The organism is Flavobacterium sp. FlaQc-52, from assembly GCF_044007495.1.
Classification (GTDB): Bacteria; Bacteroidota; Bacteroidia; order Flavobacteriales; family Flavobacteriaceae; genus Flavobacterium; species Flavobacterium cupriresistens.
This window is the reverse complement of the sequence record NZ_JBIPCV010000004.1, coordinates 270,918-294,222: the sequence shown is the minus strand read 5'-3', so window position 1 is coordinate 294,222 and position 23,305 is coordinate 270,918. Positions and strand designations below refer to the sequence as shown.

Genomic DNA, 23,305 nt, shown 5'->3' with positions numbered 1-23,305 from the left:
TTCCCTTAGCGACATTACTCGCTCAGGTTCTTTGGGTATGATCTCAGCTCGTTATTTAGAGCACCCCTTTGAGACGGGGCAAAGGTAGGACTAAAAAGTTAAAATACAATCTTGAAAAATTAAAATCCAAAACTGAAATTCCAAATTCCAAAACTGAAAATTTAAATACCAAATTCCAAACTTAATCTAAATTTGGTTTTCTGCGGGATTGTTTTATTTCTGAGATGTTCTTTTTTTCTTTGATTCTTTTTTTGATAACTGCTTTAGGAATTTTAGTCGCCTTTCTAACTTTAGGAACGAATAATCCTTTTTTAATGATTTCAAAAAAACGTTTTACAACTAGGTCTTTGTTCTTAATCTGACTTCGGTCTTCATCACAGTTTAAGATCAACATCCCTTCTGATGTTAAACGGGAAGCCAGATTGGCCTTTAAAAGCATTTTTTCTTCTTCAGATAAAGAATCGGATGCATTTAAATCAAAAGTCAAAACTACCTTTGAAGATACTTTATTTACATTTTGTCCACCGGCACCACTACTTCTAACGGCTTTGAAATTTAATTCTGATTGTATTTTTTCGGTATTCATTACTGTGGTTGATGTGCTGGTTTCAATAAATCATTTACGGTCTTTACAGGATTAAAAGTTATTAAGGGTACTGCAACAAAAATAGTCAGCCAATTTGCCATTGCACCATTCCATAAACCCGGTAACTCATAACTTTTTACAGCTTTTCCTTCAACACTTTTTTCAACTATAAAACCGGCTTTTGAGTCTACAAATTCACCCAGATTGAATTTTTCGTTTTTATAATTCTTTATTCCACAAACCAAATCTACCGGATTAAAGTGTGTTGCTTCGGCTAAGATTTCAAGTTGTTTTTTATTGGTTAAATCGACTTGAGATGCTTCAACAATCTGAAGAGAAATCTTTCCTTTACTGTTCATAACCCAAAATGGCCCACCTCCGGGTTCCCCTTCATTTTTAACCATCCCGCAAACCCTGATGGGTCTGTTTAGCAAACTTTCAATTTTAATGATTTTGTTTTCAAAAGTAAATTTATCAAAATCTTTGGTCATCTGAATGTTGAGCTTTTGAGTTAGAAATACAACCATCTCCTCAAGCTCATTTTCTTTTATTTTCTGACTTTCAATCACTTCTAAATAACCAAAAACTTTCTGCTGAATTTCAATTAAAACTCCCGCCAAAGCCTTTTTGTATAAGGTAATTTTATCAATATGATTTTGAATTACGTTATCTATATTTTTTATAAAGATAATATCGGCATCCAATTCATTTAAATTTTCAATCAAAGCCCCATGCCCACCCGGTCTGAAAACCAGTGCGCCTTTATTGTCCCTGACGATCTTGTTTTTAACATCAACCGTAATAGAATCTGTACTTTTGTTTTGATAACTGTAACCGATCTTAATTTGAACTCCTGATGCCTTTTCTACTTTTTCCTTAACCGAAGCAACCGCTTTTTCAAACTGATTTTGATGGGCTTCCGAAACTGTAAAATGTAAATTTGAAATTTGATTTGCCGTAGCGTAGTGTAAACATTCGTTTAAATGTTCTTCTATCGGATTGGCAATATGGGTGGTATACTGGTGAAATGGCAAAACTGCTTTTGGTTTGTTTGCAAAATCAAAATAATCACTTGACAGTAATAGTTTTATAAAATAATAGTTTTTGTAATCTCTGTCTAAAGTTTCAAAATCCGGATAAATTTCCCGTAATTTTTTATCTAAAGCTTCAAAAAACGGAAACTTGTCCATTGCTACAATAAAAATAGACAGATTGCTGTCTTTTTTTCTGTTTATGTAAGCATTTATAGTTTCTGTTTGTATATCAAAATCATTCAGAAAGGCTGTCAAAAATTTAAACATTCTGCTCGCAGCTCCTGAAGCCGGAACAAATTTCTTTAATTTCAGCGCTGCTTTTTGGAGATCAAAAAAATTAGCTTTCTCCTCAAAATCCCTTTCCGTAAGACTTAAAATCCCTTTGTTTACTGTTGCGGGACTTATTAAATTACTCTTTGCAATTCCGTTTTTAAAGATTTTTAGTTGTTTTAAAATCTTCTCAAAAGGAATTCCGTGCTCATAAATCTCTACAAAATCAGCAGATGAAAAACCTTTTTCTTTAGCAATTGTCAGATTATCAATGATGGCTGTAGCTTTTGCTAAACGACTTTCTTTATCCCCTGAAAGCGTAATAAATGGTTTTTTAGCATCAATTAAGGTTTGTTTAAAAACAGAAAATACCGGTTCTCTTCCCTCGGGAGTATCTCTCAAATCGTCTTTTTCCCACGGAACATCAATATCCGTCAGGAAAAACAAATCGTAATCGTGCTCTAGTGCAGCTTCATTTAAAAGGGCATCACAAAAGCCGTAATACATCTCAGAAAAAACTTTAGTAACCATCAGGTTTGTGTCGCAAAACAAATATTTTTTAGCCACAGAAAGCTTTTGATTCTCTAGCGCTACCTGTCCGTAAGCAATAGGCATCATATCCTCAGCTACGCAAATATGCTGATTCTCTTCCCATTTTTCCTGCAAATAATCACGTGCAAACTCAGGAACCCACTCTGTTTCATAATACTGAGCAAGTTGTTTTGCCAAGGTTGTTTTTCCTGTACTTTCAGGACCAAACAAAGCAATCTTTATGATAGTTGTTTTTTGCTGTCTAAGATTTTTCTCCATTCTAAATAAGCTGAAATAGCTAAAATTGTAAAAATTAAATATTGAAGTGATAACATCCCTAAACCACGATAAGCGTAAAGAGGCACTACAATAATATCACCTATAATCCAAAGTGTCCAGTTTTCGATTTTTTTTCGGGCCATGTACCACATTCCTGAAAAAAATATTCCTGATGAAATTATATCAATATAGTTGTCATTCTTGATTTCGTAATCGAAATATTTATAAATTCCGAAAACTACAAAAACAGTTACAAAAAACAATATAACTCCTATTATTTTTTCATTAAAATTAGTTCGTGTAATGGGCAGATTATCCTCAACAGTTCCTCCTTTTGCCCAAACATACCAGCCATAAATACTCATCACAGAAAAATAACCGTTAATGATCATATCGCCGATATAACCTGCAATATATAAAAGGTAAACAGAAATTACGGTTGCGATTAAACCTGTCGGATAGACCCAAATATTTTCTTTCTTGGCAAACCAAACGCTCAAAATTCCACACACAAAAACTAAAAACTCCAAAGCAATATGCCATTGCGGAACATTTTTATAACTCTCAAGAAAAAAATCAATCATTTTAGCAGGTTGTTTCCGGTTGTTACTTTTTACATTTTAGGCTTCAAAAAAGCGACTGTTATTCTCAAAAGCAGTTCCAATCACTACTAAATCTGCACCTGCGGTATACGCCTTTTGAATTCCTTGCAAATCTACAATTCCTCCGCCAACAATTACCGGAATTTCAACATTTTGAGCAACTAACGTTATCATTTCTAACGGAACAGCTTCTTTTGCTCCGCTTCCTGCTTCCAAATAAACTAATTTATTTCCTAACATTTCGCCAGCCTGTGCCGTTGCCAAAACTAAGTCTAAATCTTGACGATCCAAAGGTTGTGTTTTACTTACCCTTGCTACGGCAGTTTCATTACCACTTTCTATTAAAATATAACCTGTTGAAATAACCTCAAGATTTGTCTTTTTCAGAATTGGTGCTGCCTGAACCTGATACTCGATGAGATAATCCGCATTTCGTCCGGATAATAATGACAAAAACAAAATAGCATCGGCCTGAGAAGAAATCTGAGACGGATCACCCGGAAATATAACAACGGGCAAGTTTGTTTTTTGTTTTAACGCTGTCATTAATTCTTCCAAAATAGTTGCCTGAACAATACTGCCTCCAACAAAAATATGGGTTGCAGGAGATTGTCTTATTTTAAGTAAAAGGTGGTCCAAATTTTCCCAGACAATTTTATCGGGATCCAAAAGAACGGCAAGCAGTTTTTGCCCATCAATCTTGGCCTGAATAATTTGTTCGTAGATATTGGCTATTTTTTGTTTCATAATCGGGAGTAAAAGTAAAAGTTTTTTAATCCTGAAGAACTATTTTGAATAAATTATATTTGTGTAATCGCTTTTGATACAAAAGAAACAACTTATGATTGCTAACAGTCTTTTAGAAAAATATGGTGCTCTAAAGAAATTCTACGAAAAAACTGCTACTGTTTTTGAAGAAGGAAAACTACCCACACACTATTATCAAATTGTTTCAGGTGAAATAAAAATGAACAATTACAATGATGATGGACGCGAATTTATTCAGGGCATCTTTTACAAAGACCAATCTTTTGGTGAACCTCCTTTATTTTTAAATCAAAACTATCCGGCAAGTGCTGTTGCGGTTGCCGATACGGAAATCCTTTGTGTTCCTAAATCCGATTTCATGAAACTTCTGGAAGACAATCCATCCATCAGCCTTAAAATAATCGAGAATTTAGCACAGCGTTTGTATTACAAATCTGTTATGGCGGCAGAAATGTCAACTCAGGAACCCGAGCATCGAATTCTGAAACTAATAGATCACGGAATTGCTTATTTTAATTTTAAAAAAGATGCCAATGGGTACTGTATCAATTTCACGAGACAACAGATTGGTGACTTAACGGGACTGCGTGTTGAAACCGTCATCAGAACGATTAAAACTTTAGAAAAAAAGGGACTTTTAAAGATCATTAACAGAAAAGTATACCGCTAAAAAAGTTCTTATTTTATGATTAAAGTCATAAAACCATGGTGTATAGTAGCCGTAAATTTGTTACTATAAAATTATACATCATGACACTTTATAACACAACATTCGAAAATTTTAACAAAAGTTACTTTGGTTCTGCTTCTATGGCAATAATTGGACAAAGCTGTCTTGGAGCAACCGCAGCCATGTTTGTTCTTGCAAACGGAACTTCTGTAACACAAATGATTCAACTGGCAATTATTGTATTTATCAATATATTTGCCAATACTTCTATCTTGGCTCAGATGAGTCACAAAACTGTTTTTAACTTAATTATTACAAGTGTATTCTTTAGCATCTTATTTATAATTATCAACAACATTATAGTATGAGAAAACAAATAGAAAACAGAGCAGATATAGCGATCCTGGTCCATACCTTCTACACTAAAATAAGGGCCGATGCTGAAATTGGTTTTTATTTTAATACGATGATCAAAGACTGGGACGCACATCTGGAGAAGTTGACTGATTTTTGGGAAACAAATCTATTTGCTGTTAAAAAATACAAAGGAAGTCCCCATGCCGTACATAATGAAGTTGACACTTACTTTGACGGTAAAATCACTTCAAATGAATTTGGAATCTGGCTCAACTACTGGTTTCAGACTTTAGAAGAACTTTTTGAAGGCGAAAATGCAGAGACCCTAAAAAGACGCGCCAGAAAGATGGGAACGTTTCTTTTTATCAGCATGTTTGAACACCGGAAGAAATTGGCTGAGAATACGATCTACTGCTCAAAAGCATAAACGAGTGTGAATTTTTGCTCCGAAACCTCCGATTGGATCTCTTTATAATGTACTTCAAAATCTTTTATTAAATCATCAAAATGAAGACTGGCTTGTGTTTGGTTTTCTTTTAAAGAAAAAGAATTAACCCGAATATGATCTTTGAAACTGATCCCTTTTTCGTTTCTGATTTTAAAGATCGCTTCTTTTGCTCCCCAGATTACCGTTAGCTTTTTAATATATTTCAGCGTTGAATCGGGTTTTAAATAACTGCATTCATAATCTGTAAATTTATCTGCAATGCGAAGGATTTTTTCGCGTTGCAGTTCCATATCAATCCCCACCGTTTCTTCACTGATAATGATGGCAGCGAAGTTGTGCGAATGTGTGATCGAAATATAATTCTGGCAATAAAAATAAGGCTTTCCAAATTCATCATAGTGTAAATCATGATCGGTAAAACCCATTTCCTGAATTAACATACGAACACTCAAAAATGCACGTTGATGCATTTGAGATTTCATTCCGTTCAACCTCAACTGTGTTTTTTCTTTTAACACGACTTTATCCAGCAGCTCCTCTAAAGATTCTGTTATTTCCCAAATTAAAATTTTGGTCGTTTCGTTGTGCTGTATAGTCTGAAATAAGGGCATTTTTTTTATTATGGATTATAATTTATAAATGTACGCGTTGCAATATTTTGAAATCACAGGATAAAAATTCATCAAATCTGTTAAAAAATCAAAAGTTTTTATAACCGTCCCGATAAGAACAACATCTTTCTGAGACATCCCGATACGTTATCGGGAGCAACAAAAGATACAATAGACAGCAGGATTAGCTTCTTACTTTGATGTTGCTTAACAGGTCAACCAAATATTTATCTAAGGCACAAAAGATTAAGCAATTAAACATTTCACAAATCTTACAGAAATTAGTAAAAATTTAAAGTTATTCCGTAAATTTGCCAAAAATTTACAATTACAAATATACTATAAATGAGTACTACAACTACGCCTTTTGTGGCTTTCAAAGTAAAAGACATTTCTCTAGCGGCTTGGGGAAGAAAAGAAATTGAACTGGCTGAAGCTGAAATGCCAGGTTTAATGGCGCTTCGTGCTGAATATAAAGACGAGCAACCTCTTAAAGGTGCGCGTATTGCAGGATGTCTGCACATGACTATCCAAACTGCAGTTTTGATCGAGACTTTAATTGCTCTTGGTGCTGAAGTTACTTGGAGTTCTTGTAACATTTTCTCTACTCAGGATCAGGCTGCTGCTGCTATTGCTGCTGCCGGAATTCAAGTTTACGCTTGGAAAGGTCTTGACGAAGAGTCTTTTGACTGGTGTATTGAGCAAACTTTATTCTTTGGTGAAGACAGACAACCATTGAACATGATCTTAGATGATGGTGGAGATTTAACTAACATGGTTATTGACCGTTTCCCGGAATTGGTTCCTGGAATCAAAGGTTTATCTGAAGAGACTACAACTGGTGTTCACAGACTTTACGAAAGAGTAAAAGCCGGAACTTTACCAATGCCTGCTATCAACATTAATGACTCTGTTACTAAATCTAAATTTGATAACAAATACGGATGTAAAGAATCTGCTGTAGATGCTGTACGTCGTGCTACTGACTTAATGTTGGCTGGAAAAAGAGTTATCGTTTGTGGATACGGTGATGTTGGAAAAGGAACTGCTGCTTCTTTCAGAGGTGCAGGATCTATTGTAACAGTTACTGAAATTGACCCAATTTGTGCTTTACAAGCTGCAATGGACGGTTATGAAGTTAAAAAATTAAACACTGTAATTGCTAATGCTGATATCATCATTACTACTACAGGAAATAAAGATATCGTTCTTGGAAGTCATTTCGAGCAAATGAAAGACAAAACTGTTGTTTGTAACATCGGACACTTTGATAACGAAATTGACATGGCTTGGTTGAACAAAAACCACGGTGCTTCTAAAATCGAAATCAAACCACAAGTTGACAAATATACTATCGCAGGAAAAGATATCATCATCCTTGCTGAAGGTCGTTTAGTTAACCTTGGTTGTGCTACAGGTCACCCAAGTTTTGTAATGAGTAACTCGTTTACAAACCAAACTTTGGCACAAATCGAATTATGGAAAAACAGCGCTGCTTACAACAATGACGTTTATATGTTACCAAAACATTTAGATGAAAAAGTAGCGGCTTTACACTTAGCTAAATTAGGAGTTGAATTGGAAGTTTTACGTGACGATCAAGCTGCTTATATCGGTGTTGAAGTTCAAGGTCCATTCAAACCGGAATACTACAGATACTAGATAATTTTAGATTTCTGAATTTAGATTTTAGATTTCTTTAAAAAATTGAATATTAGAAACCCTTGCAGTAATGTGAGGGTTTTCTTTTTCTAATCAATAAGTAATTCCTGATTATATTTATATATTAGCTAAGAAACTGTCGGAAAATAAATTTTGTTAAACCGATAACCTTCAAAAAATATGATTGAAAAAGTTTTATGTGAACAACATGGTTCACAGGATATGTCTTTTACCTGTATTCACATTGCAATGGCAATAGACAAAAAAAGAAAAGTTGGTTTTTTCTATTCAGAAGCAGAGGAAGATCTTCCCCAAATTGCCTGGTGCGGAACATGCGAACAATGGTTACTGGATAATGGAGAAGAATGGAACGACGCATTTGAAGCTCGAGCCGATTTTAAAATGTTATGCGCAAATTGTTATGATGAAGCCAAAGAAATTCAGTTTGGCCCTGATATAGCTTAATCAAAAAGTAATTTTACAGTCCACTCAGCAGGCAAATTGCCCTACTAAGATTTTAGATCTTTAAAAAACATTCCAGTTCCTAACCTGTTTAAAACATCTAAAAAAACAACTCTTTTTAACATTCATTCAAAAAATTGTACTTTTATAAATAACTACTTATTTTTAAGAACCGAAATAAGTCTCTATTTATCAGCGACATAAATACTATAACCTTGAAAAAAACATCTTATTTATTTGTCTTCTTATTGTTACTAACGCTTCCGCACGTTATTTTTTCTCAGGAGAAGAAACCTAAAGTCGTATTAGTGTTAAGTGGTGGCGGCGCAAAAGGAATTGCACATATTCCGCTTTTACAAAAACTCGATTCTTTGCACATTGTTCCCGATCTGATTGTCGGAAATAGTATGGGAAGCATCATCGGAGGTTTATATGCAATGGGATATTCGGGAGATAGTATTGAAAAAATCACCAAAAATATTTATTGGGATAAATTACTTGGTGGAGGTCAGTCCTTAAGAACCGCAAGTGCAGAAGAAAAAAGAGAATTTCAGAGGTATTTAGTTGGAATAGGAATCAAAGAGGGAAAACTAAACAGGGTTGGCTCGCTCTTAAACGATCAAAATTTACGAGAATACCTTTCCGAGTTGACCTTTCCTGTTTATAATGTCAAAAATTTCGACAGTTTACCGATTCCCTTTAGAGCCATGGCTACTGATTTGGTCGAGGGAAAAGAAGTCATCTTAAGCAAAGGCAGTTTAGCCTATGCTATGAGAGCCAGTATGTCGTTGCCAGCTATCTTTAAGCCAATGGTTTACGAAAAAACAGTATTAGTTGATGGAGGGGTTTTGAATAATTTTCCAACAGACGTTGCGAAACAAATGGGTGCCGACATCATTATTGGCAGCGATGTAGGGGGAGGAATGCAACCCATTGACAAATTAAATAGTCTTGTGACTATATTGATGCAAACCAGTATGTTTCCAAGTAATATTAAAAATCCGGCAAATAGAGCCCTCTGTACGATCTTAGTCGATCATCCGCCAAACTTACGTTTTTCTACCGCTGATTTTGGAAAAAGTAATGAAATCTACAAAGATGGAAAAATTGCAACCGAGCAAAATCTACCCGCTTTAATTGCTCTTGCAAATCAATTAAAAGGATATCCTCAACGCATTCACGAGCTGCCGAAAATGCCCCGGGAATTTATTCTTGATACCATTGTTTATAAAAAAATAAGTGCCGAAAACCTTCCTTTAGTGATGGCCCGAGCAAACCTCAAAACACATGTAAAATATACCACCGAAGATTTAATGGCAGGGGTCAACAGAGCCATGGGTACCAATCTTTTTGACGAAATAACGTATCACTACTTCATAAAAAATAAAGATAAACTGGGAATTACAATAATTGGATTTGAACGTGCCAAGAACCAAATCAACATGTCATTACATTATGACACTTATAGAGGTGTCGGGCTTATTTTTAATTACACCGCCAGAAATGTCATTGCTGAATCCTCTCGTCTTCTTGTAACATTAGATATTGCCGAACAACCCAAAGCGAGAATCAATTTTCAGAAAAATTTTGGAAAAAACAAAGACTGGTGGTGGGCAACTGAACTTTATACCTCATTTTTAAACCAAGAAATTTTTATAGATGGAAAATCCGCAGACAATGTGCTTTTTAATACTTTCGAGTTTAAAAATGAAGCCAATAAAAATTTAAATTCTCTTAAAAGTTACGTCGGTTTTGGTTTAAATTACCAGTACGTACTATTAAAACCAAAATACAATACCGACTATAATCCTAGTATAACGTCTATTGATAATTACAATTTTAATACGATAGAGTTAAACATGCATTATTCTTACAATGACATGGACAAAGTTTTTTTTGCAAACAACGGAACTATAATAAAAGCCAATCTAAGCAGATCACTACTTTCAGATATCGATGTTTCCTTCAGCGACTCAAACATAACAGCTGTTTCCGGTCCAACAAATGCGTACACCAGATTTGGATTGGGGTTTGAAAAAAGAATATTTTTAACAAAAAGAATAACAGGGATAATAGGGCTTGATGCAAATTTTACATTCCTGGACAAACTTAAAAGCAATCAAGAATCCTTTACTGATTTAGGTTATGCCGTAAAGTATTTTTTAGGAGGTGTCACCCCTTCTTCCGGTAGTAATCGTTTTTGCTTTCCGGGACTCCATGAAGACGAAGTCAATCTTACGCAATTTATAGGAATGAATCTTGGTGCTCAAGTAAACCTAATGGGAAAAATATACCTGACCCCTCACTTTAATGTTGCCACTATTGGTTTTGAAGATTTTAACAATTACATCGATAAAGCCTTGACCCCAAAAGGAAATTGGGCTCTAAATGAGGAACCTAGTCTTGTCCTTTCCGGAGGAGCCACTATCTCCTACCAATCCATTTTAGGCCCTATTCATCTTGATACTTCGTGGATAAATAATATCGACAAAGTGAGGTTGTTTTTTAGTGTTGGCTTGTCACTCAATCCGTAAAATTTACAAATCAAACAATAAATCCGATAGATTCTAAAAGCTGTCGGGTTTTCTTAACTTTGTAAAAAACAGGAATTATGAAAAACTTTTTATTTTTAGGCATTGCTATTATCTTCGAAATCATTGCAACTTCTGCGTTAAAAAAATCGGAAGAATTCAGCAAATTAATACCGAGTATCATTACGGTCATTGGGTATTGTGGTGCCTTTTATTTTTTGAGTTTTGCCATTAGAACTATCCCTGTCGGAATTGCTTATGCCATCTGGTCCGGAGTAGGAATTGTTTTAATCACGATTATCGGAGCTGTTTTTTTCAAACAAATACCAGATTTACCTGCGATTATTGGGTTACTGTTGATCCTTATCGGAGTCCTTGTAATCAATGTTTTTTCTAAAACTGTGACGCATTAATTAAAATTTTTACTGCGAAAAAACCGCGACAAAGCACGCTTAAATAACAACAATGAATTTCAGAAAAGCAACGCTCCCGGACTTAAAAGAAATGCAGGAACTATTTGTTGCTACCATTAAATCTGTCTGTCAAAAAGAATATAACGAACAACAAATAGAGGTCTGGGCTTCAGGAGTGAACAACACAGAGCGCTGGATTGAAGTTATTGAAAAGCAATTTGTTTTATTAGCCCTTATCGAAAATAAAATAGTCGGCTACGGAACGCTGAAAGACTCCAATTATATAGATTTCTTTTACATTCACAAAGATTTCCAAAGACAAGGAATCGCTAATAACCTCTTAACCCGTTTAGAACTCGAAGCCAAAAAAAGAAGTTCAAAAACCATAACCTCCGATATCAGCATAACCGCAAAACCTTTTTTCGAAAAGAAAGGATTTATGGTAAAAGCCAAACAAAAAAACATCAAATCAGGAGTTGAACTTATCAACTACAAGATGGAAAAGAACCTCGAGTAGAGAAAGGTTGTTTCAGGTGTCAGGTTTCAAGTTTCAAGTTACGCAAAACCTGAAACTTGAAACCTGAAACAAAACCAACAACCCGAGAAACCGAGAAGCCGAGAAAACTTGCGCAAGTTTCGGATTTTATAACCGCAAAACCCGACCGATATTTGTATTATAAAATTGAACAAAATGAACACACAGGAAAACATCAATTATAATCGCATTGCAGAAGCAATAGACTATATCAAAACCAACTTTCGGGAACAACCGAATCTTGATGCCGTTGCCGAAAAAGTACATTTAAGTCCGTTTCATTTTCAGCGTTTGTTTACCGAATGGGCAGGAACAAGTCCGAAGAAATTTTTACAATATATAAGTCTTGAACACGCCAAGAAAATCCTGAAAGAAGACAATCAGACTACTTTGTTTGATGCCGCTTATGAAACAGGACTTTCAGGCACCAGTCGTTTGCACGATTTATTTGTAAACATCGAAGGAATGACTCCAGCAGAATACAAAAACGGTGGAAAAAATCTCTTTATAAACTACAGTTTTGCCGAAAGCCCGTTTGGGAATATCATGGTCGCTTCGACTCTAAAAGGAGTTTGTTTTATGGCTTTCGCCGAAAATGAAGCAATGGGTTTTGAAGATTTAAAACACAAATTCCCCAATGCAGCCTTCTCCCGAAAACTAGATTTAGCACAGCAAAATGCGTTGTTTATTTTTCAAAATGACTGGAGTAAACTATCTGAAATAAAACTGCATTTAAAAGGTACCGATTTCCAGTTAAAAGTTTGGGAAACACTGCTAAAAATTCCAATGGGACAGCTTTCTACTTATGGTTCGATTGCAAAACAAATCGAAAAACCAAATGCTTCACGAGCTGTTGGAACTGCAATTGGTCATAATCCTGTAGCCTTTTTAATTCCTTGTCACCGCGTGATTCAATCTACAGGAACATTTGGTGGTTATATGTGGGGAAATACCCGAAAAACGGCCATTATTGGCTGGGAAGGTGTGCAAACCAATCCGGATCTTAACCAAAACGCACCGTAGAGACGCACTGCTGTGCGTCTCTACTACATATGCGTCTCTACGATGGACCATTTAAAACCATTTCCATGAAAAATTTACAATCCAAAATTGCATCTCTTAACTGGGACAGCATCACCGAATCTATGCACGAAAGAGGCTTTGCTTTAATTCCAAAGCTTCTTGAAGACGAACAATGCGAAACTTTAAAAACCGCTTATTCCAACCCTGCTTTGTATCGCAAAACAGTTGTGATGGAGCGCTATCGGTTTGGTTTGGGCGAATACAAATATTTCAATTATCCGCTTCCGGAATTAATTCAAACGATTCGAACTTCAGTTTATCCAAAACTGGCCCCTATTGCAAATGCCTGGATGAAAGCTTTAAACATCATTACCCTTTTTCCTAAAACACATGAAGAACTTTTAGAACAATGTCATCAAAACGAACAACTAAAAGCTACGGTTCTAATCTTAAAATACGGAAAAGGCGGACACAATACTTTGCATCAGGATTTATATGGCGATGTCTATTTTCCGATTCAAACAGTGCTTTTCCTAAACGAACCCGATGAAGATTTTAAGGGAGGCGAATTTGTTCTCACACAACAAACGCCTAGAGCACAATCTAAAGCAATTGTTCTTCAACCCAGAAAAGGCGATATGCTTGTTTTTACAACCAATTTCCGTCCAATAAAAGGCACAAAAGGATATTATCGGGTAAATATGAAACATGGTGTAAGCGAGATCCATGAAGGGGAGCGACATACCTTGGGAATTATTTTTCATGATGCATTGTCGTAAATTTAAAATTGTGGTTGTAGAGACACACAGCAGTGCGTCTCTACGGACGTAATTAATCCAAAACACACAATCATGATACAACACCATAAAATTTCCGATCGCGATCTGTGGAATAAAATTAAAAATGGCGAAATTTGCTTTGGCGGCAACCAAAAACTAAAAATTTACGGAACGCTGAAATGTTCTTCCGGTAAACGAATGAAACACGAAAATCGGGTTTTCTTCCTTTCCGAAAAAGAAGCCATACAAAATGGTTTCAGACCTTGTGGACATTGCATGAGAACCGAATATCAAAAATGGAAAAATGGACTTATTTAATCCTGAAACAGACGAAAATACCAATTTATTACCTAAAGATGGCACTGTAAATTATTACGGCAGATTGTTTTTAAGAGAAAAAGCCAACTTCTATCGTGACAATCTCCTGGAAACTATCGAATGGAAAAATGATCAGGCCATTATCTTTGGAAAATTGATTTTAACCAAACGAAAAGTAGCCTGGTATGGCGATCAGGAATTTGAATACACCTACTCTAACACGACCAAAAAAGCCAAACCGTGGACCAAAGAATTACTGGAACTCAAAGCAGTGATTGAAGAAAAAACCGGCGAAACCTTTAATTCCTGCCTGTTGAATTTATACCATAACGGCGACGAAGGAATGGCCTGGCACAGTGATGCCGAAAAAGATCTGAAAAAGAATGGAGCAATCGCTTCTGTAAGTTTTGGCGCTGAACGCAAATTTGCTTTCAAACATAAAGAAACCAAAGAAGTTGTTTCTTTAATTCTCGAACATGGTAGTTTATTAGTGATGAAAGATACGACCCAAACAAATTGGTTGCATCGTTTACCGCCAACAAAAACAACATCAAAACCCAGAGTGAATCTTACTTTCAGGACTATTGATTTGTAAATTGTTTCTATAGTATATTTAGAAAATAAGCCAATAAAAATTATTTCAAATACTGTATATCACTGTTAAAATTAGCATTTCAATTGAAAATAATCAATCTAGATTTCAATAGCCGTTGGTTTTAACCCAATGTCATTAGGTTAAAGATTGTTAAAAAAGTCTCACGCAGATTTTAGCAGAATCAAATAAAAAAATCCCCAAAATCCCCAAAATCTGCGTGAAAAAGCTCTTAACTTAATGACATTGGGCTTTAACCAACGGTCACATATATTTCAATTAATAGGCTTTAGCCAAAATATTGCGCTCAAGATTTTGGCTAAAGCCCGCATCGATGCCTTTTTAGATCCGTTGGTTAAAACCAACGGCTACTAAAAAAATACTTATTATATGTCTTTTACTAAATATACTACGGGTAAATTATCTTTTTTTAGGTGCTACAGTATTATAGGAAATCGACAAAGCATCCTCAAACATTTCGGTTGGAACTTTGGCAAGATCTACAAATGTCCAACCTTGCTTTCCCCATTTGTTGGGAATAGGGTAAAAAATCATTTCACTTGAGGCACAAAAAACAGATTGGTCTATTTCATTGAATTTAAAAACGCCCAGGTTCTTTTTCTCATCAATGGTAGCAAATATTTTTTTCTTTATTCGGAAAGAGATTTTCTCAAAATGAGGTTCTTCTGTTGCTTCGGGAAGTGCCAAAGCTAAAGTCCTAAATGCTTCAATAGTGATCATAATCGTTTATTTTAAAATTAAACTTTTATTCTTACCAACCCTGATTCAATCCGTTTTTAAGGACTTCTTCGTATTTGTCTTTATCAAAAGTATACAAATTTGGGGCTTTGTGCGCTACATTACTTTTCTTTTCGTCGAGTTTCTTAAGGATTCCGATATGGGTTATTTTCCGCAAAAAATTTCTTCTGTCGAGCTTTTTATCCAGAATGGTTTCATACAACTTCTGAAGCTCCGGAATCGTAAATTTTTCGGGCAATAAATTATAGCCAATTGGCATCAAATTCAATTCTATCCGAAGTGTATGCAGGGCTTTATCGAGAATTTCTTTATGATCTAAAATCAGTTCCGGAACTTCTTTGTGGTCAATCCATTCTATAATTTCGTGATTGTTGTCTTTTTGAGGAATGGCTTTTAGAAAATCGACTAATGCATAGTATCCGATTGTTACGAACCTTTGTGTAAACCATTGACCGGCGTCTTTTGGAATTTCAAAATAATCCAGCACTGTACTATCAAAATTAGGATCTTTTCGTTTTATACTGCCAAAAGTGGCAAATTGTCTTAAAAAAATCCCCTGCATTCCCGTGCGATCATTCAAAACGGTAACGGCAGCAGTATCGATATCTTCCTTAATTGGTACAAATCCACCCGGCAATGACCATTTATTATCGTAGGATGTTTTAATCAATAAAACTTTAAGCTGATTGTCATGAAACCCAAAAATAACACAGTCGATCGAGAGACCCGGCTGGTAATTTTCGCTATTTAATAGTATCTCTTTCAATATGTGTTTTCTTAAATCAATACGCTCTTCTTCAAACGAACGTGCAATTTAAGCCATTTTTACAAAAGAAAATATTTTTTTACAAATCAGCTCCTTATAACCTCTATTTTCTTAGAAAAACGGAACAAACTAAATGACTCATAATTTTTACTTAAAATTAAAATCGAATTAAAAAAAGAAGTACATTGCGTCATAATAACACATTTGATAAATAAATTGTTATTATTTGATGTAAAAAAGAATACAACTACAAATTGTGTTTGTGTTTGTTGCTTTTACAAGAAGATAAAAAATCAAAAATTAACGCAAGAGTTATGATTACCAATCCGTTAAAAAACATAAATAAAACGATCCAAACTAAAATCTGGACTTCTTTTGGTTTTGTCTCTAAAACTTATCTTTTAGAGGCCTCTTTGAAATATAGTGAAGAACAGGAGCGAATTTTCAACCAAATGATTGTTGAAACGGAAACCAAAAACAAAAAAGAAAAACGCGAAGCTTTTGATAAAGCCTTATATGCATCCTATAAAGGAATTGGCGCTATGGATTTTATAAACACGGTTTTGAAATAATTCAAAAAAGTGGATAATAATCCATAACCCCAATTTTAATTGACTTTAATATACTAATTCAAAGCCAAATTTCAATTTAATATCTGCTGATGAAGCTCCGATCATAACCTCGAAATCTCCCGGTTCAGCATTCCATTCTAATTTATCATTGTAAAAAGAAAGCTTCTCTTTGTCAATTGTAAATTCTATATTTTTAGATTCTCCCGCATTTAATTTTACTTTTTGAAAATCTCTTAGTTCTAAAACAGGTCTTACCACAGATCCAAATTTGTCTTTTATATAGAGTTGAACCACTTCTTCTCCCGCAACTTTCCCAACATTTGATAGCTGAAAAGAAACTTTAATTGTTTCGTTATTCTTCATTTTTAAAGACGAAAATTTCAAATCCGAATAATTGAATTTTGTATAACTCAATCCATATCCAAAAGGAAACTTTGGTGAATTTTTTAAGTCGATATAAGAAGAAACATAACCTGTCGAATTTTCATTCGGAGCCGGTCTTCCGGTACTAAAGTGATTGTAATAAATTGGAATTTGCCCTACTTCTCTAGGGAAAGTCATTGGCAATTTTCCGGAAGGATTGTAATCGCCAAACAAAACATCGGCAATAGCATTTCCGGCCTCTGTTCCCAGCCACCAAGTATATACAATAGCAGGAACATTGTCTGCTGTCCAGTTAAAAATAAGTGGTCTGCCCGCATTTACCAAAACAACAACCGGTTTCCCCGTAGCCTGAATTGCTTTTACTAAATCTTCCTGAACTCCCGGTAGGTGAAGATCACTTCGGCTTTTGGCTTCTCCGCTCATGTCACGTCTTTCACCAATACTCAAAACAACAACATCGGCTTGTTGGGCTGTGGCAACGGCTTCTGCAAAACCGTCTTTATTGTCTCCGTCAACCTCACAACCTTTGGCGTAAAGCAATTTGGTGTTTTTGCCGACTTTATTTTGCAATCCATCCCATTGCGAAACTACCCATTTATTATAATCAACATCCGGTAATTCAACCGACCAGAAACCCATATTGGCTTTGTATTCTTTGACCATTGGGCCAATAAATGCAATTGTTTTCAAATTTTTAGAAAGCGGTAATGTTTCGTTATCATTCTTTAATAAAACGATACTTTTCTGCGCTACTTCTCTGGCTGCTTTTCTGTTCTCCGGATTATTTAATACTTTTTCGGCTCTTTTTTCATCTGAATATCGGTAGGGGTCTTCAAATAATCCCAGTTCAAATTTCTTGCGCAGGATCCTTTTTACGGCATCATCGATTAAGTCAACAGCTACCTTTCCTTCTTTTACTAACTCCGCTAAATGATAACGGTACGCATTACTTTCCATATCCATATCACTTCCTGCTGTGATTGCAGAAAGCGCTGCGGCTTTAAGATCTTTTGAATAACCGTGGGCTACCATTTCTCCGATAGAACCCCAGTCTGAAACCACAAAACCTTGAAAATTCCATTTTCCTTTTAAAATGTCGCGCTGTAAGTGAACATTTCCTGTAGCCGGAATTCCATTTAAATCATTAAAGGAATTCATAAACGTCGCTGCTCCTGCATCTAGTGCCGCTTTAAAAGGCGGCAAATAGGTTTCAAACAACATTCTTTCGCTCATGTCTACCGAGTTGTAATCTCTTCCGCCGGTAGCGGCGCCATAAGCTGCAAAGTGTTTCACACAAGCCATAACAGAATTTAGATCTCCCAGTTTATTGCCCTGAAATCCTTTTACTCTCGCATAAGCAATTTTAGACCCCAGATAAGTATCTTCTCCTGCTCCTTCCATAACTCTTCCCCAGCGTGGATCACGCCCGATATCAACCATAGGGGCAAATGTCCAATGAATTCCGCTTGCAGCTGCTTCGGTAGCGGCAACTCTGGCGGCTAACTCTATAGCCGTCAAATCCCAACTTGCCGCTTCTGCCAGCGGAATAGGAAAGGTAGTTTTGTATCCGTGAATAACATCCTGACCAAATAACAACGGAATTTTTAAACGGGATTGCATCGCCAATTCCTGATATTGTCGGGTATATTTTGTTCCGACAACATTTAGCATTGAACCTACAATTCCTGCTTTTATTTCGGCTTGTTTGTTTGCGTTGATCGTAATTGGCCCAGTTGCAGCATTATCGCCTGTGTACTGATTAAGCTGGCCAATTTTTTCCTCCAGAGTCATTTTTTTCAATAAATCATTTACTTTCTGATCTATTGACTGTTGTTGCGCTATCGCGAAAAAGGAAACCATCAACAAACTAATTGTCGTTATTCTCTTCATATTAATTTAATTATCTTCTATTAAAACCGGTAAATAATCTGATGCGTATTTTAAGTTTTTGGAATCAATTAACACTGCCTGTTTCTGAATTTTTAAATTCTCTCCACAAAATAAACCGCTGACAAAAAACAATATTTGTGTTGAAACAATAGTGTTTATTTTTTCCCTATTAAAAATCTAATTTCTCAAAACTTGTCTTTGTAAGTGCTTTGAGAAAAAAAAATAATTAAAAAATAAATGCCAATTATAAATTTCACATCTGTTTTTAATTACTTTTTGAGCGCTTTTTTACTACTGGAGGCAAACTCTAAATAATTCAAATTGAAATTTCCTTTGTCAAAAACTACTTTGATTTTATTGGTTCCTTTATTCAAATCCACATCATACAAAAAAATTGTTTTCCAATTATTTTTTCCTCCCGTTGAAGGAAGTGAAATACTTTCTGTTTTCTTTCCGTTATCCATTTCCAGATGAAGCTTTCCTTCTTCATTTTCAGACGAATAGCGAATCGAAACCTTATAACTGTTTTGTTTTGCAACTTCGACTGTATACTGCAACCATTCGTCGTTTTCTATAAACGAAACCTGGTAACCATTTGAACCTGAATCGTTGCAAGGCAGAATGTCAACACCATCATTTCGCATGGTATTTCCTTTGTTCCATTCGTCAAATTTCCCTGTTTCAATTCTGTAATTTACAAAATCTTTATCGTAATATGCAAACCCAGTGGTTCCTAAGTCGTAATGTGTTGCCGCAATCTTGCCCGGAATTGCGTTTTTTTTGTAAGGCTTTGTAGCATTGGTTTGTACCTGTCTGAACATGGCATCAATTACATCCGGCTTCACCGTTAAGTTCTCCATTTTATAATTATCTGCTATTTTCATCAACGTTTTTTTCGCAAAATCGGCCGATGGTTTTTCACCTCCGTCTTTCCAGTATTTTAATAAAACATCGTACTCCGGAATCTTGGTTACTGAAGTTACTCCGGCAATATTTTCGATTTTTTTCATTGGCCAAAAAGCCCATCCAATATTATTTCCTTCCATCAATGTAAGGACATCTTTGAACCAGACATTTGAATTTTCACCACTTTCACCCAACCAAATCGGAACATTGTATTGTGTTCGGTAGTTTAGCATTTTCTGAATCGATTCTGTGGTGTTGTAATTCCAATATTTATGAAAGCTCAGAGCCATGTTTTCGTCCCATAAAGGAAAAATTCCGTTGTAGTTATTGCCCCAGCAATTTCCTTCAATGAAAATTAAATGGTTTGTATCTACTTCACGAATCGCTTTAGTAACGGCTACCATTAAATCTCTCAATGGTCCGTTTCCGTTTTCATCACAACCGTTTTTATTGGTTCCTGTGAAATTCCAGTTGGGTTCATTGATAATATCATAAGCCCCGATCCATGCATTATCTCTGTAACGAGCGGCTAACTTTTTCCATAAAGCAATCATTTTTTTCTGATTTGCTTCACTTTGCCATAAAGATGGTTTGGTAGTGTCATAGTCCGAAATGGCGGCATCATTTCCTTGTCCGCCCGGAGCTGCATGCAGGTCTAAAATAAGGTACATTTTGTTTTCGGCACACCATTTCAATAAGTTGTCGGTCATGGTAAAACCTTCTTCAATCCAGGTAATTTCACCATTTTTCTCAGCTTCAATTGGTGGTGTATATAGATTATAGTGCATCGGTAAACGAATGGAATTGAATCCCCAGGCGGCTAACGAATCAACGTCTCTTTTTGTAATTCCGTTTGCTTTGTAGGCGGCATAAAATTCCTTTGTTCCCTCTTCGCCAATGACATCCTGAATTTTCTGTTTAATAACATATTGCGGACTGGCAAAGGGCTGCGTTTGTAACATATACCCTTCCTGCACCATCCAGCCTCCGGTTCCTAGTCCTCGTAATAGTATATTTTTTCCGCTGCCGTCAACGATTTTCTGTCCGTCTCGGTGTAAAAACCCTTGTGCGAATGAAGTGACGGAAAGCAATAATTGTAGTAGTAAAATTATTTTTTTCATATTATCTCGTTAAAAAAAAACTGCATTTGACTGGTTTTGAAATTAAACCTACAAGGTTTGGGAAACTTTGCAGGTTTAGGTCCTTTTTGGTTATTTAAGTAGAAAATCCTTTTTTAGATTTGAGATTTGAATTGTGAACGTTCCTTTCTCGGAAATCCATTTCAGGTCTTCATTTACAAATTGCAGGTCTTTTTGATTTAAAGTAAACTTTACTGTTTTGGTTTCGTTTGGTTCTAGGCTAATTTTTTCAAATCTTTTTAGTGCTTTGACTTCGGGCGTTATCGAAGCAAAATTATCAGACAGATAGAGTAAAACGGCTTCTTTTCCAGCTCTTTTACCTGTATTGGTTACCTCGACAGAAACATTTACTTCCTCTGTATTGTTAATTTCTGTTTTGTCAATTTTTAAATTTGAATAGGTAAAAGTAGTATAGGATAATCCGGTTCCAAATTCGAATTGCGGGGAATAGCTTTTCTCGTATTGGGCATCGTTATTCTGCTCTTCGTCGGCTAAGCTCTCGGTGTATTTTCGGTTGTATTTTTCTAATGAATTCGGGTATTTCGGGTAATTGTAAGGTAGTCTTCCACTTGGATTTACCTCTCCGTATAAAATATCGACTAACGCTCTTCCTCCTTCATTTCCGGGTAAATAACATTGCACGACGGCACTCATTTTATCTTCAAAATCACTGATTAATCGTGGTCGGCCTTCATTTAAAACTAAAATGATTGGTTTGTTTACTTTAGCTAATGCCAAAGCCAATTTTATCTGAGACTTACTCATAAAGATATTGCTGATGTCTCCGGGAGTTTCGGTGTAATTTTTCTCTCCAAGACACAAGACAATTTTTGAAGCACTTTTGGCCAACTCTACTGCTTTTTGAATTTCGCCATCGTCTTCTTTTTCAATATCCGCACCAGCTGTGTACAACACATTTTCTTTCCCCAGTTTGGCTTGAAAAGCTTCTAAGATGGTTAATTTTTCGGCTGCATAGGTATCTGCATTTTCTCCTTGCCAGTTATAAGACCAGCCTCCATTCAGGTTTTTCATGCTATTGGCCGTTGCTCCTGTTACAAGGATTTTTTCGTTTTTATTTAAAGGTAAAACTGCATCATTATTTTTCAATAAAGTAATCGATTCGGCTGCTGTTTTATAGGCTTCCTCAATGTGTTCGGCAGAACCAAATTTTGGATACTCTTTTAGATTTGCTACTGTATTTTGAAACAGATTCAATTCGAATTTCATTCTTAAAATTCTCGTTACCGCATCGTCGATACGAGACATTGGTACCTCTCCTTTTTTAACTAAATCAACCAAATCCGTATAAAAGGTAAATTCTTCGGGTACCATGCTCATATCTATTCCGGCCATAACAGCTATACGAACGGCGTCTCTTTTTGTTTCTGCTACTTTATGTCTTGTATTCAAATAGATAATATCTTTCCAATCTGTCACTACAACACCTTCAAAACCCAGTTCGTTTTTAAGAATATCTGTGATTAAATGTTTGCTTGAATGCACCGGAGTTCCGTTGATTTCTCCGGAACTTACCATCACACTTTTTGCTCCGGCTTTTATAGCGGCCTGATAGATTGTTAGGTCGTATTGTCTTAAAATACGTTCGGGAATAATACTTGGTGTACGGTCTTTTCCGGTTGTGGTACTTCCGTAACCAATGTAGTGTTTCATGCAGGATGCAACACTGTATTTAGAACCTACATTGTTTCTTTCAAAACCATTTACCAAAGCCACAGCCATTTTGGAAGATAAATAGGCATCTTCTCCAAATGACTCCCACATTCTGGACCAGGCGGGATTTCGTGGAAAATCTAAATCGGGAGAAAAAACCCATGGAATTGAAGACGCTCTGGTTTCGTAAGCCGAAATTTCAGCACCACGTTGTACTAAATCGGTATTAAAAGTGGCTGCCAATCCAATTTGTTGTGGAAATAAGGTAGCTCCGGCCGTATAACTAGCTCCGTGTATCGCATCAATACCATACAATATTGGAATTTTAAGTCTCGATTTATTGGCTTCATTTGTAATAGCCGTCATCGTTTCCTGCCACCTTTGTAGTGTTGGCGCTCCGGGATTTGGCACATTCAAAATAGAACCAATATGATATTCCTGAATTCCTTGTTTTAACTTGGCGGCATCAAAATATCCCGGTCTTTTTGCATCTTCAAAAACAGTAACCGTAATTTGAGTCATTTGACCCACTTTTTCTTCCAAGGTCATTTTAGACAATAACTCAGAAACTTTAGCATCTATTTCAGCTCTCGTCTTTTTGACTTCCTGACTCCATGTTGCTCCACAAAAAAGGAAGGCAATTACTAGAAACTTTGTATTTTTCATTTGATCTTATTAAATTAATATCTCATTAAAAAATGGGACTAATAGGGATGATTCAAATTAGCCCCTAACTAACTTACAAAA

At 35.7% G+C, this 23,305-nt stretch carries 23 protein-coding genes; 13 read left to right on the top strand and 10 right to left on the bottom strand.

Features of this window, described 5'->3' with window-relative positions; genetic code table 11:
- Positions 1-181: 181 nt before the first annotated feature.
- The 4 genes from arfB to ACHRV5_RS09920 are packed head-to-tail and all read right to left on the bottom strand — an operon-like array spanning position 182 to position 4,049.
- A complete protein-coding gene (gene arfB, locus ACHRV5_RS09935; protein ID WP_395426631.1) occupies positions 182-586 on the bottom strand; it encodes an alternative ribosome rescue aminoacyl-tRNA hydrolase ArfB in 405 nt (134 codons plus the stop codon).
- Entirely contained in the window at positions 586-2,700 is a 2,115-nt protein-coding gene (locus ACHRV5_RS09930; RefSeq protein WP_395426630.1) for a DUF4301 family protein, read from the bottom strand. The genes arfB and ACHRV5_RS09930 overlap by 1 nt, the downstream gene beginning before the upstream one ends.
- Positions 2,661-3,284 (bottom strand): nicotinamide riboside transporter PnuC, encoded by a 624-nt coding sequence (gene pnuC / locus ACHRV5_RS09925; RefSeq protein WP_047773018.1) that lies wholly within the window; start codon positions 3,282-3,284, stop codon positions 2,661-2,663. Before pnuC ends, ACHRV5_RS09930 begins: the two co-directional genes overlap by 40 nt.
- A 36-nt stretch (positions 3,285-3,320) precedes the next feature.
- Complete coding sequence (locus tag ACHRV5_RS09920) at positions 3,321-4,049, bottom strand: geranylgeranylglyceryl/heptaprenylglyceryl phosphate synthase (RefSeq protein WP_047773016.1); 729 nt, start codon at positions 4,047-4,049, stop codon at positions 3,321-3,323.
- A 94-nt stretch (positions 4,050-4,143) separates the two neighbouring features.
- On the opposite strand from ACHRV5_RS09920, the gene ACHRV5_RS09915 reads away from it, so the two are divergent.
- The 3 genes from ACHRV5_RS09915 (at position 4,144) to ACHRV5_RS09905 (ending at position 5,524) form a co-directional block, all read left to right on the top strand.
- Positions 4,144-4,740 carry a Crp/Fnr family transcriptional regulator gene (locus ACHRV5_RS09915; RefSeq protein ID WP_395426629.1) on the top strand — a complete coding sequence of 199 codons (597 nt, stop codon included), beginning with the start codon at positions 4,144-4,146 and terminating at the stop codon, positions 4,738-4,740.
- An 80-nt stretch (positions 4,741-4,820) separates the two neighbouring features.
- A complete protein-coding gene (locus ACHRV5_RS09910) occupies positions 4,821-5,108 on the top strand; it encodes a hypothetical protein (RefSeq protein ID WP_047773013.1) in 288 nt (95 codons plus the stop codon).
- The gene (locus ACHRV5_RS09905) at positions 5,105-5,524 is read left to right on the top strand and encodes a group III truncated hemoglobin (RefSeq protein WP_395426628.1); all 420 of its coding nucleotides are present in this window, start codon (positions 5,105-5,107) and stop codon (positions 5,522-5,524) included. The genes ACHRV5_RS09910 and ACHRV5_RS09905 overlap by 4 nt, the downstream gene beginning before the upstream one ends.
- Here ACHRV5_RS09905 and ACHRV5_RS09900 read toward each other — a convergent pair.
- Positions 5,506-6,156, bottom strand: a complete 651-nt coding sequence (locus tag ACHRV5_RS09900; protein ID WP_047773009.1) for a 4'-phosphopantetheinyl transferase superfamily protein — start codon at positions 6,154-6,156, stop codon at positions 5,506-5,508. The two genes, ACHRV5_RS09905 and ACHRV5_RS09900, sit on opposite strands and share 19 nt — an antisense overlap.
- Positions 6,157-6,501: 345 nt before the next feature.
- Here ACHRV5_RS09900 and ahcY point away from each other — a divergent pair, with 345 nt between their 5' ends.
- The 9 genes from ahcY (at position 6,502) to ACHRV5_RS09855 (ending at position 14,474) form a co-directional block, all read left to right on the top strand.
- Complete coding sequence (ahcY, locus tag ACHRV5_RS09895) at positions 6,502-7,818, top strand: adenosylhomocysteinase (RefSeq protein ID WP_047773007.1); 1,317 nt, start codon at positions 6,502-6,504, stop codon at positions 7,816-7,818.
- 180 nt (positions 7,819-7,998) lie between these two features.
- The gene (locus ACHRV5_RS09890) at positions 7,999-8,283 is read left to right on the top strand and encodes a hypothetical protein (protein ID WP_047773006.1); all 285 of its coding nucleotides are present in this window, start codon (positions 7,999-8,001) and stop codon (positions 8,281-8,283) included.
- Between the two features lie 212 nt (positions 8,284-8,495).
- On the top strand, positions 8,496-10,814 hold the full coding sequence (locus ACHRV5_RS09885; RefSeq protein WP_395426627.1) for a patatin-like phospholipase family protein: 2,319 nt from the start codon (positions 8,496-8,498) through the stop codon (positions 10,812-10,814).
- 77 nt (positions 10,815-10,891) lie between these two features.
- On the top strand, positions 10,892-11,224 hold the full coding sequence (locus ACHRV5_RS09880) for a DMT family transporter (RefSeq protein WP_395426626.1): 333 nt from the start codon (positions 10,892-10,894) through the stop codon (positions 11,222-11,224).
- A gap of 52 nt (positions 11,225-11,276) precedes the next feature.
- Entirely contained in the window at positions 11,277-11,741 is a 465-nt protein-coding gene (locus ACHRV5_RS09875) for a GNAT family N-acetyltransferase (protein WP_395426625.1), read from the top strand.
- Positions 11,742-11,915: 174 nt separating this feature from the next.
- A complete protein-coding gene (locus tag ACHRV5_RS09870) occupies positions 11,916-12,782 on the top strand; it encodes a methylated-DNA--[protein]-cysteine S-methyltransferase (protein WP_395426624.1) in 867 nt (288 codons plus the stop codon).
- Between the two features lie 65 nt (positions 12,783-12,847).
- Positions 12,848-13,561 (top strand): 2OG-Fe(II) oxygenase, encoded by a 714-nt coding sequence (locus ACHRV5_RS09865; RefSeq protein WP_395426623.1) that lies wholly within the window; start codon positions 12,848-12,850, stop codon positions 13,559-13,561.
- A 72-nt stretch (positions 13,562-13,633) separates the two neighbouring features.
- Positions 13,634-13,879 carry an Ada metal-binding domain-containing protein gene (locus tag ACHRV5_RS09860; RefSeq protein WP_395426622.1) on the top strand — a complete coding sequence of 82 codons (246 nt, stop codon included), beginning with the start codon at positions 13,634-13,636 and terminating at the stop codon, positions 13,877-13,879.
- Complete coding sequence (locus ACHRV5_RS09855) at positions 13,866-14,474, top strand: alpha-ketoglutarate-dependent dioxygenase AlkB family protein (RefSeq protein WP_395426621.1); 609 nt, start codon at positions 13,866-13,868, stop codon at positions 14,472-14,474. Before ACHRV5_RS09860 ends, ACHRV5_RS09855 begins: the two co-directional genes overlap by 14 nt.
- Before the next feature lie 417 nt (positions 14,475-14,891).
- Here ACHRV5_RS09855 and ACHRV5_RS09850 read toward each other — a convergent pair whose 3' ends face one another.
- Both ACHRV5_RS09850 and ACHRV5_RS09845 read right to left on the bottom strand, forming a co-directional pair.
- Positions 14,892-15,212 (bottom strand): MmcQ/YjbR family DNA-binding protein, encoded by a 321-nt coding sequence (locus tag ACHRV5_RS09850; protein WP_230004481.1) that lies wholly within the window; start codon positions 15,210-15,212, stop codon positions 14,892-14,894.
- A 31-nt stretch (positions 15,213-15,243) separates the two neighbouring features.
- A complete protein-coding gene (locus tag ACHRV5_RS09845) occupies positions 15,244-15,999 on the bottom strand; it encodes an NUDIX domain-containing protein (RefSeq protein WP_047772992.1) in 756 nt (251 codons plus the stop codon).
- A 311-nt stretch (positions 16,000-16,310) separates the two neighbouring features.
- On the opposite strand from ACHRV5_RS09845, the gene ACHRV5_RS09840 reads away from it, so the two are divergent.
- On the top strand, positions 16,311-16,568 hold the full coding sequence (locus tag ACHRV5_RS09840) for a hypothetical protein (RefSeq protein WP_047773272.1): 258 nt from the start codon (positions 16,311-16,313) through the stop codon (positions 16,566-16,568).
- A 45-nt stretch (positions 16,569-16,613) separates the two neighbouring features.
- Here ACHRV5_RS09840 and ACHRV5_RS09835 read toward each other — a convergent pair whose 3' ends face one another.
- From ACHRV5_RS09835 to ACHRV5_RS09825, 3 genes are all read right to left on the bottom strand, one after another.
- On the bottom strand, positions 16,614-18,842 hold the full coding sequence (locus ACHRV5_RS09835) for a glycoside hydrolase family 3 N-terminal domain-containing protein (protein ID WP_395426620.1): 2,229 nt from the start codon (positions 18,840-18,842) through the stop codon (positions 16,614-16,616).
- 269 nt (positions 18,843-19,111) lie between these two features.
- Complete coding sequence (locus ACHRV5_RS09830; protein ID WP_395426619.1) at positions 19,112-20,869, bottom strand: cellulase family glycosylhydrolase; 1,758 nt, start codon at positions 20,867-20,869, stop codon at positions 19,112-19,114.
- A 90-nt stretch (positions 20,870-20,959) separates the two neighbouring features.
- Positions 20,960-23,224, bottom strand: coding sequence for a glycoside hydrolase family 3 N-terminal domain-containing protein (locus tag ACHRV5_RS09825; protein ID WP_395426618.1), 2,265 nt, complete (start codon positions 23,222-23,224; stop codon positions 20,960-20,962).
- Between the last annotated feature and the right edge of the window lie 81 nt (positions 23,225-23,305).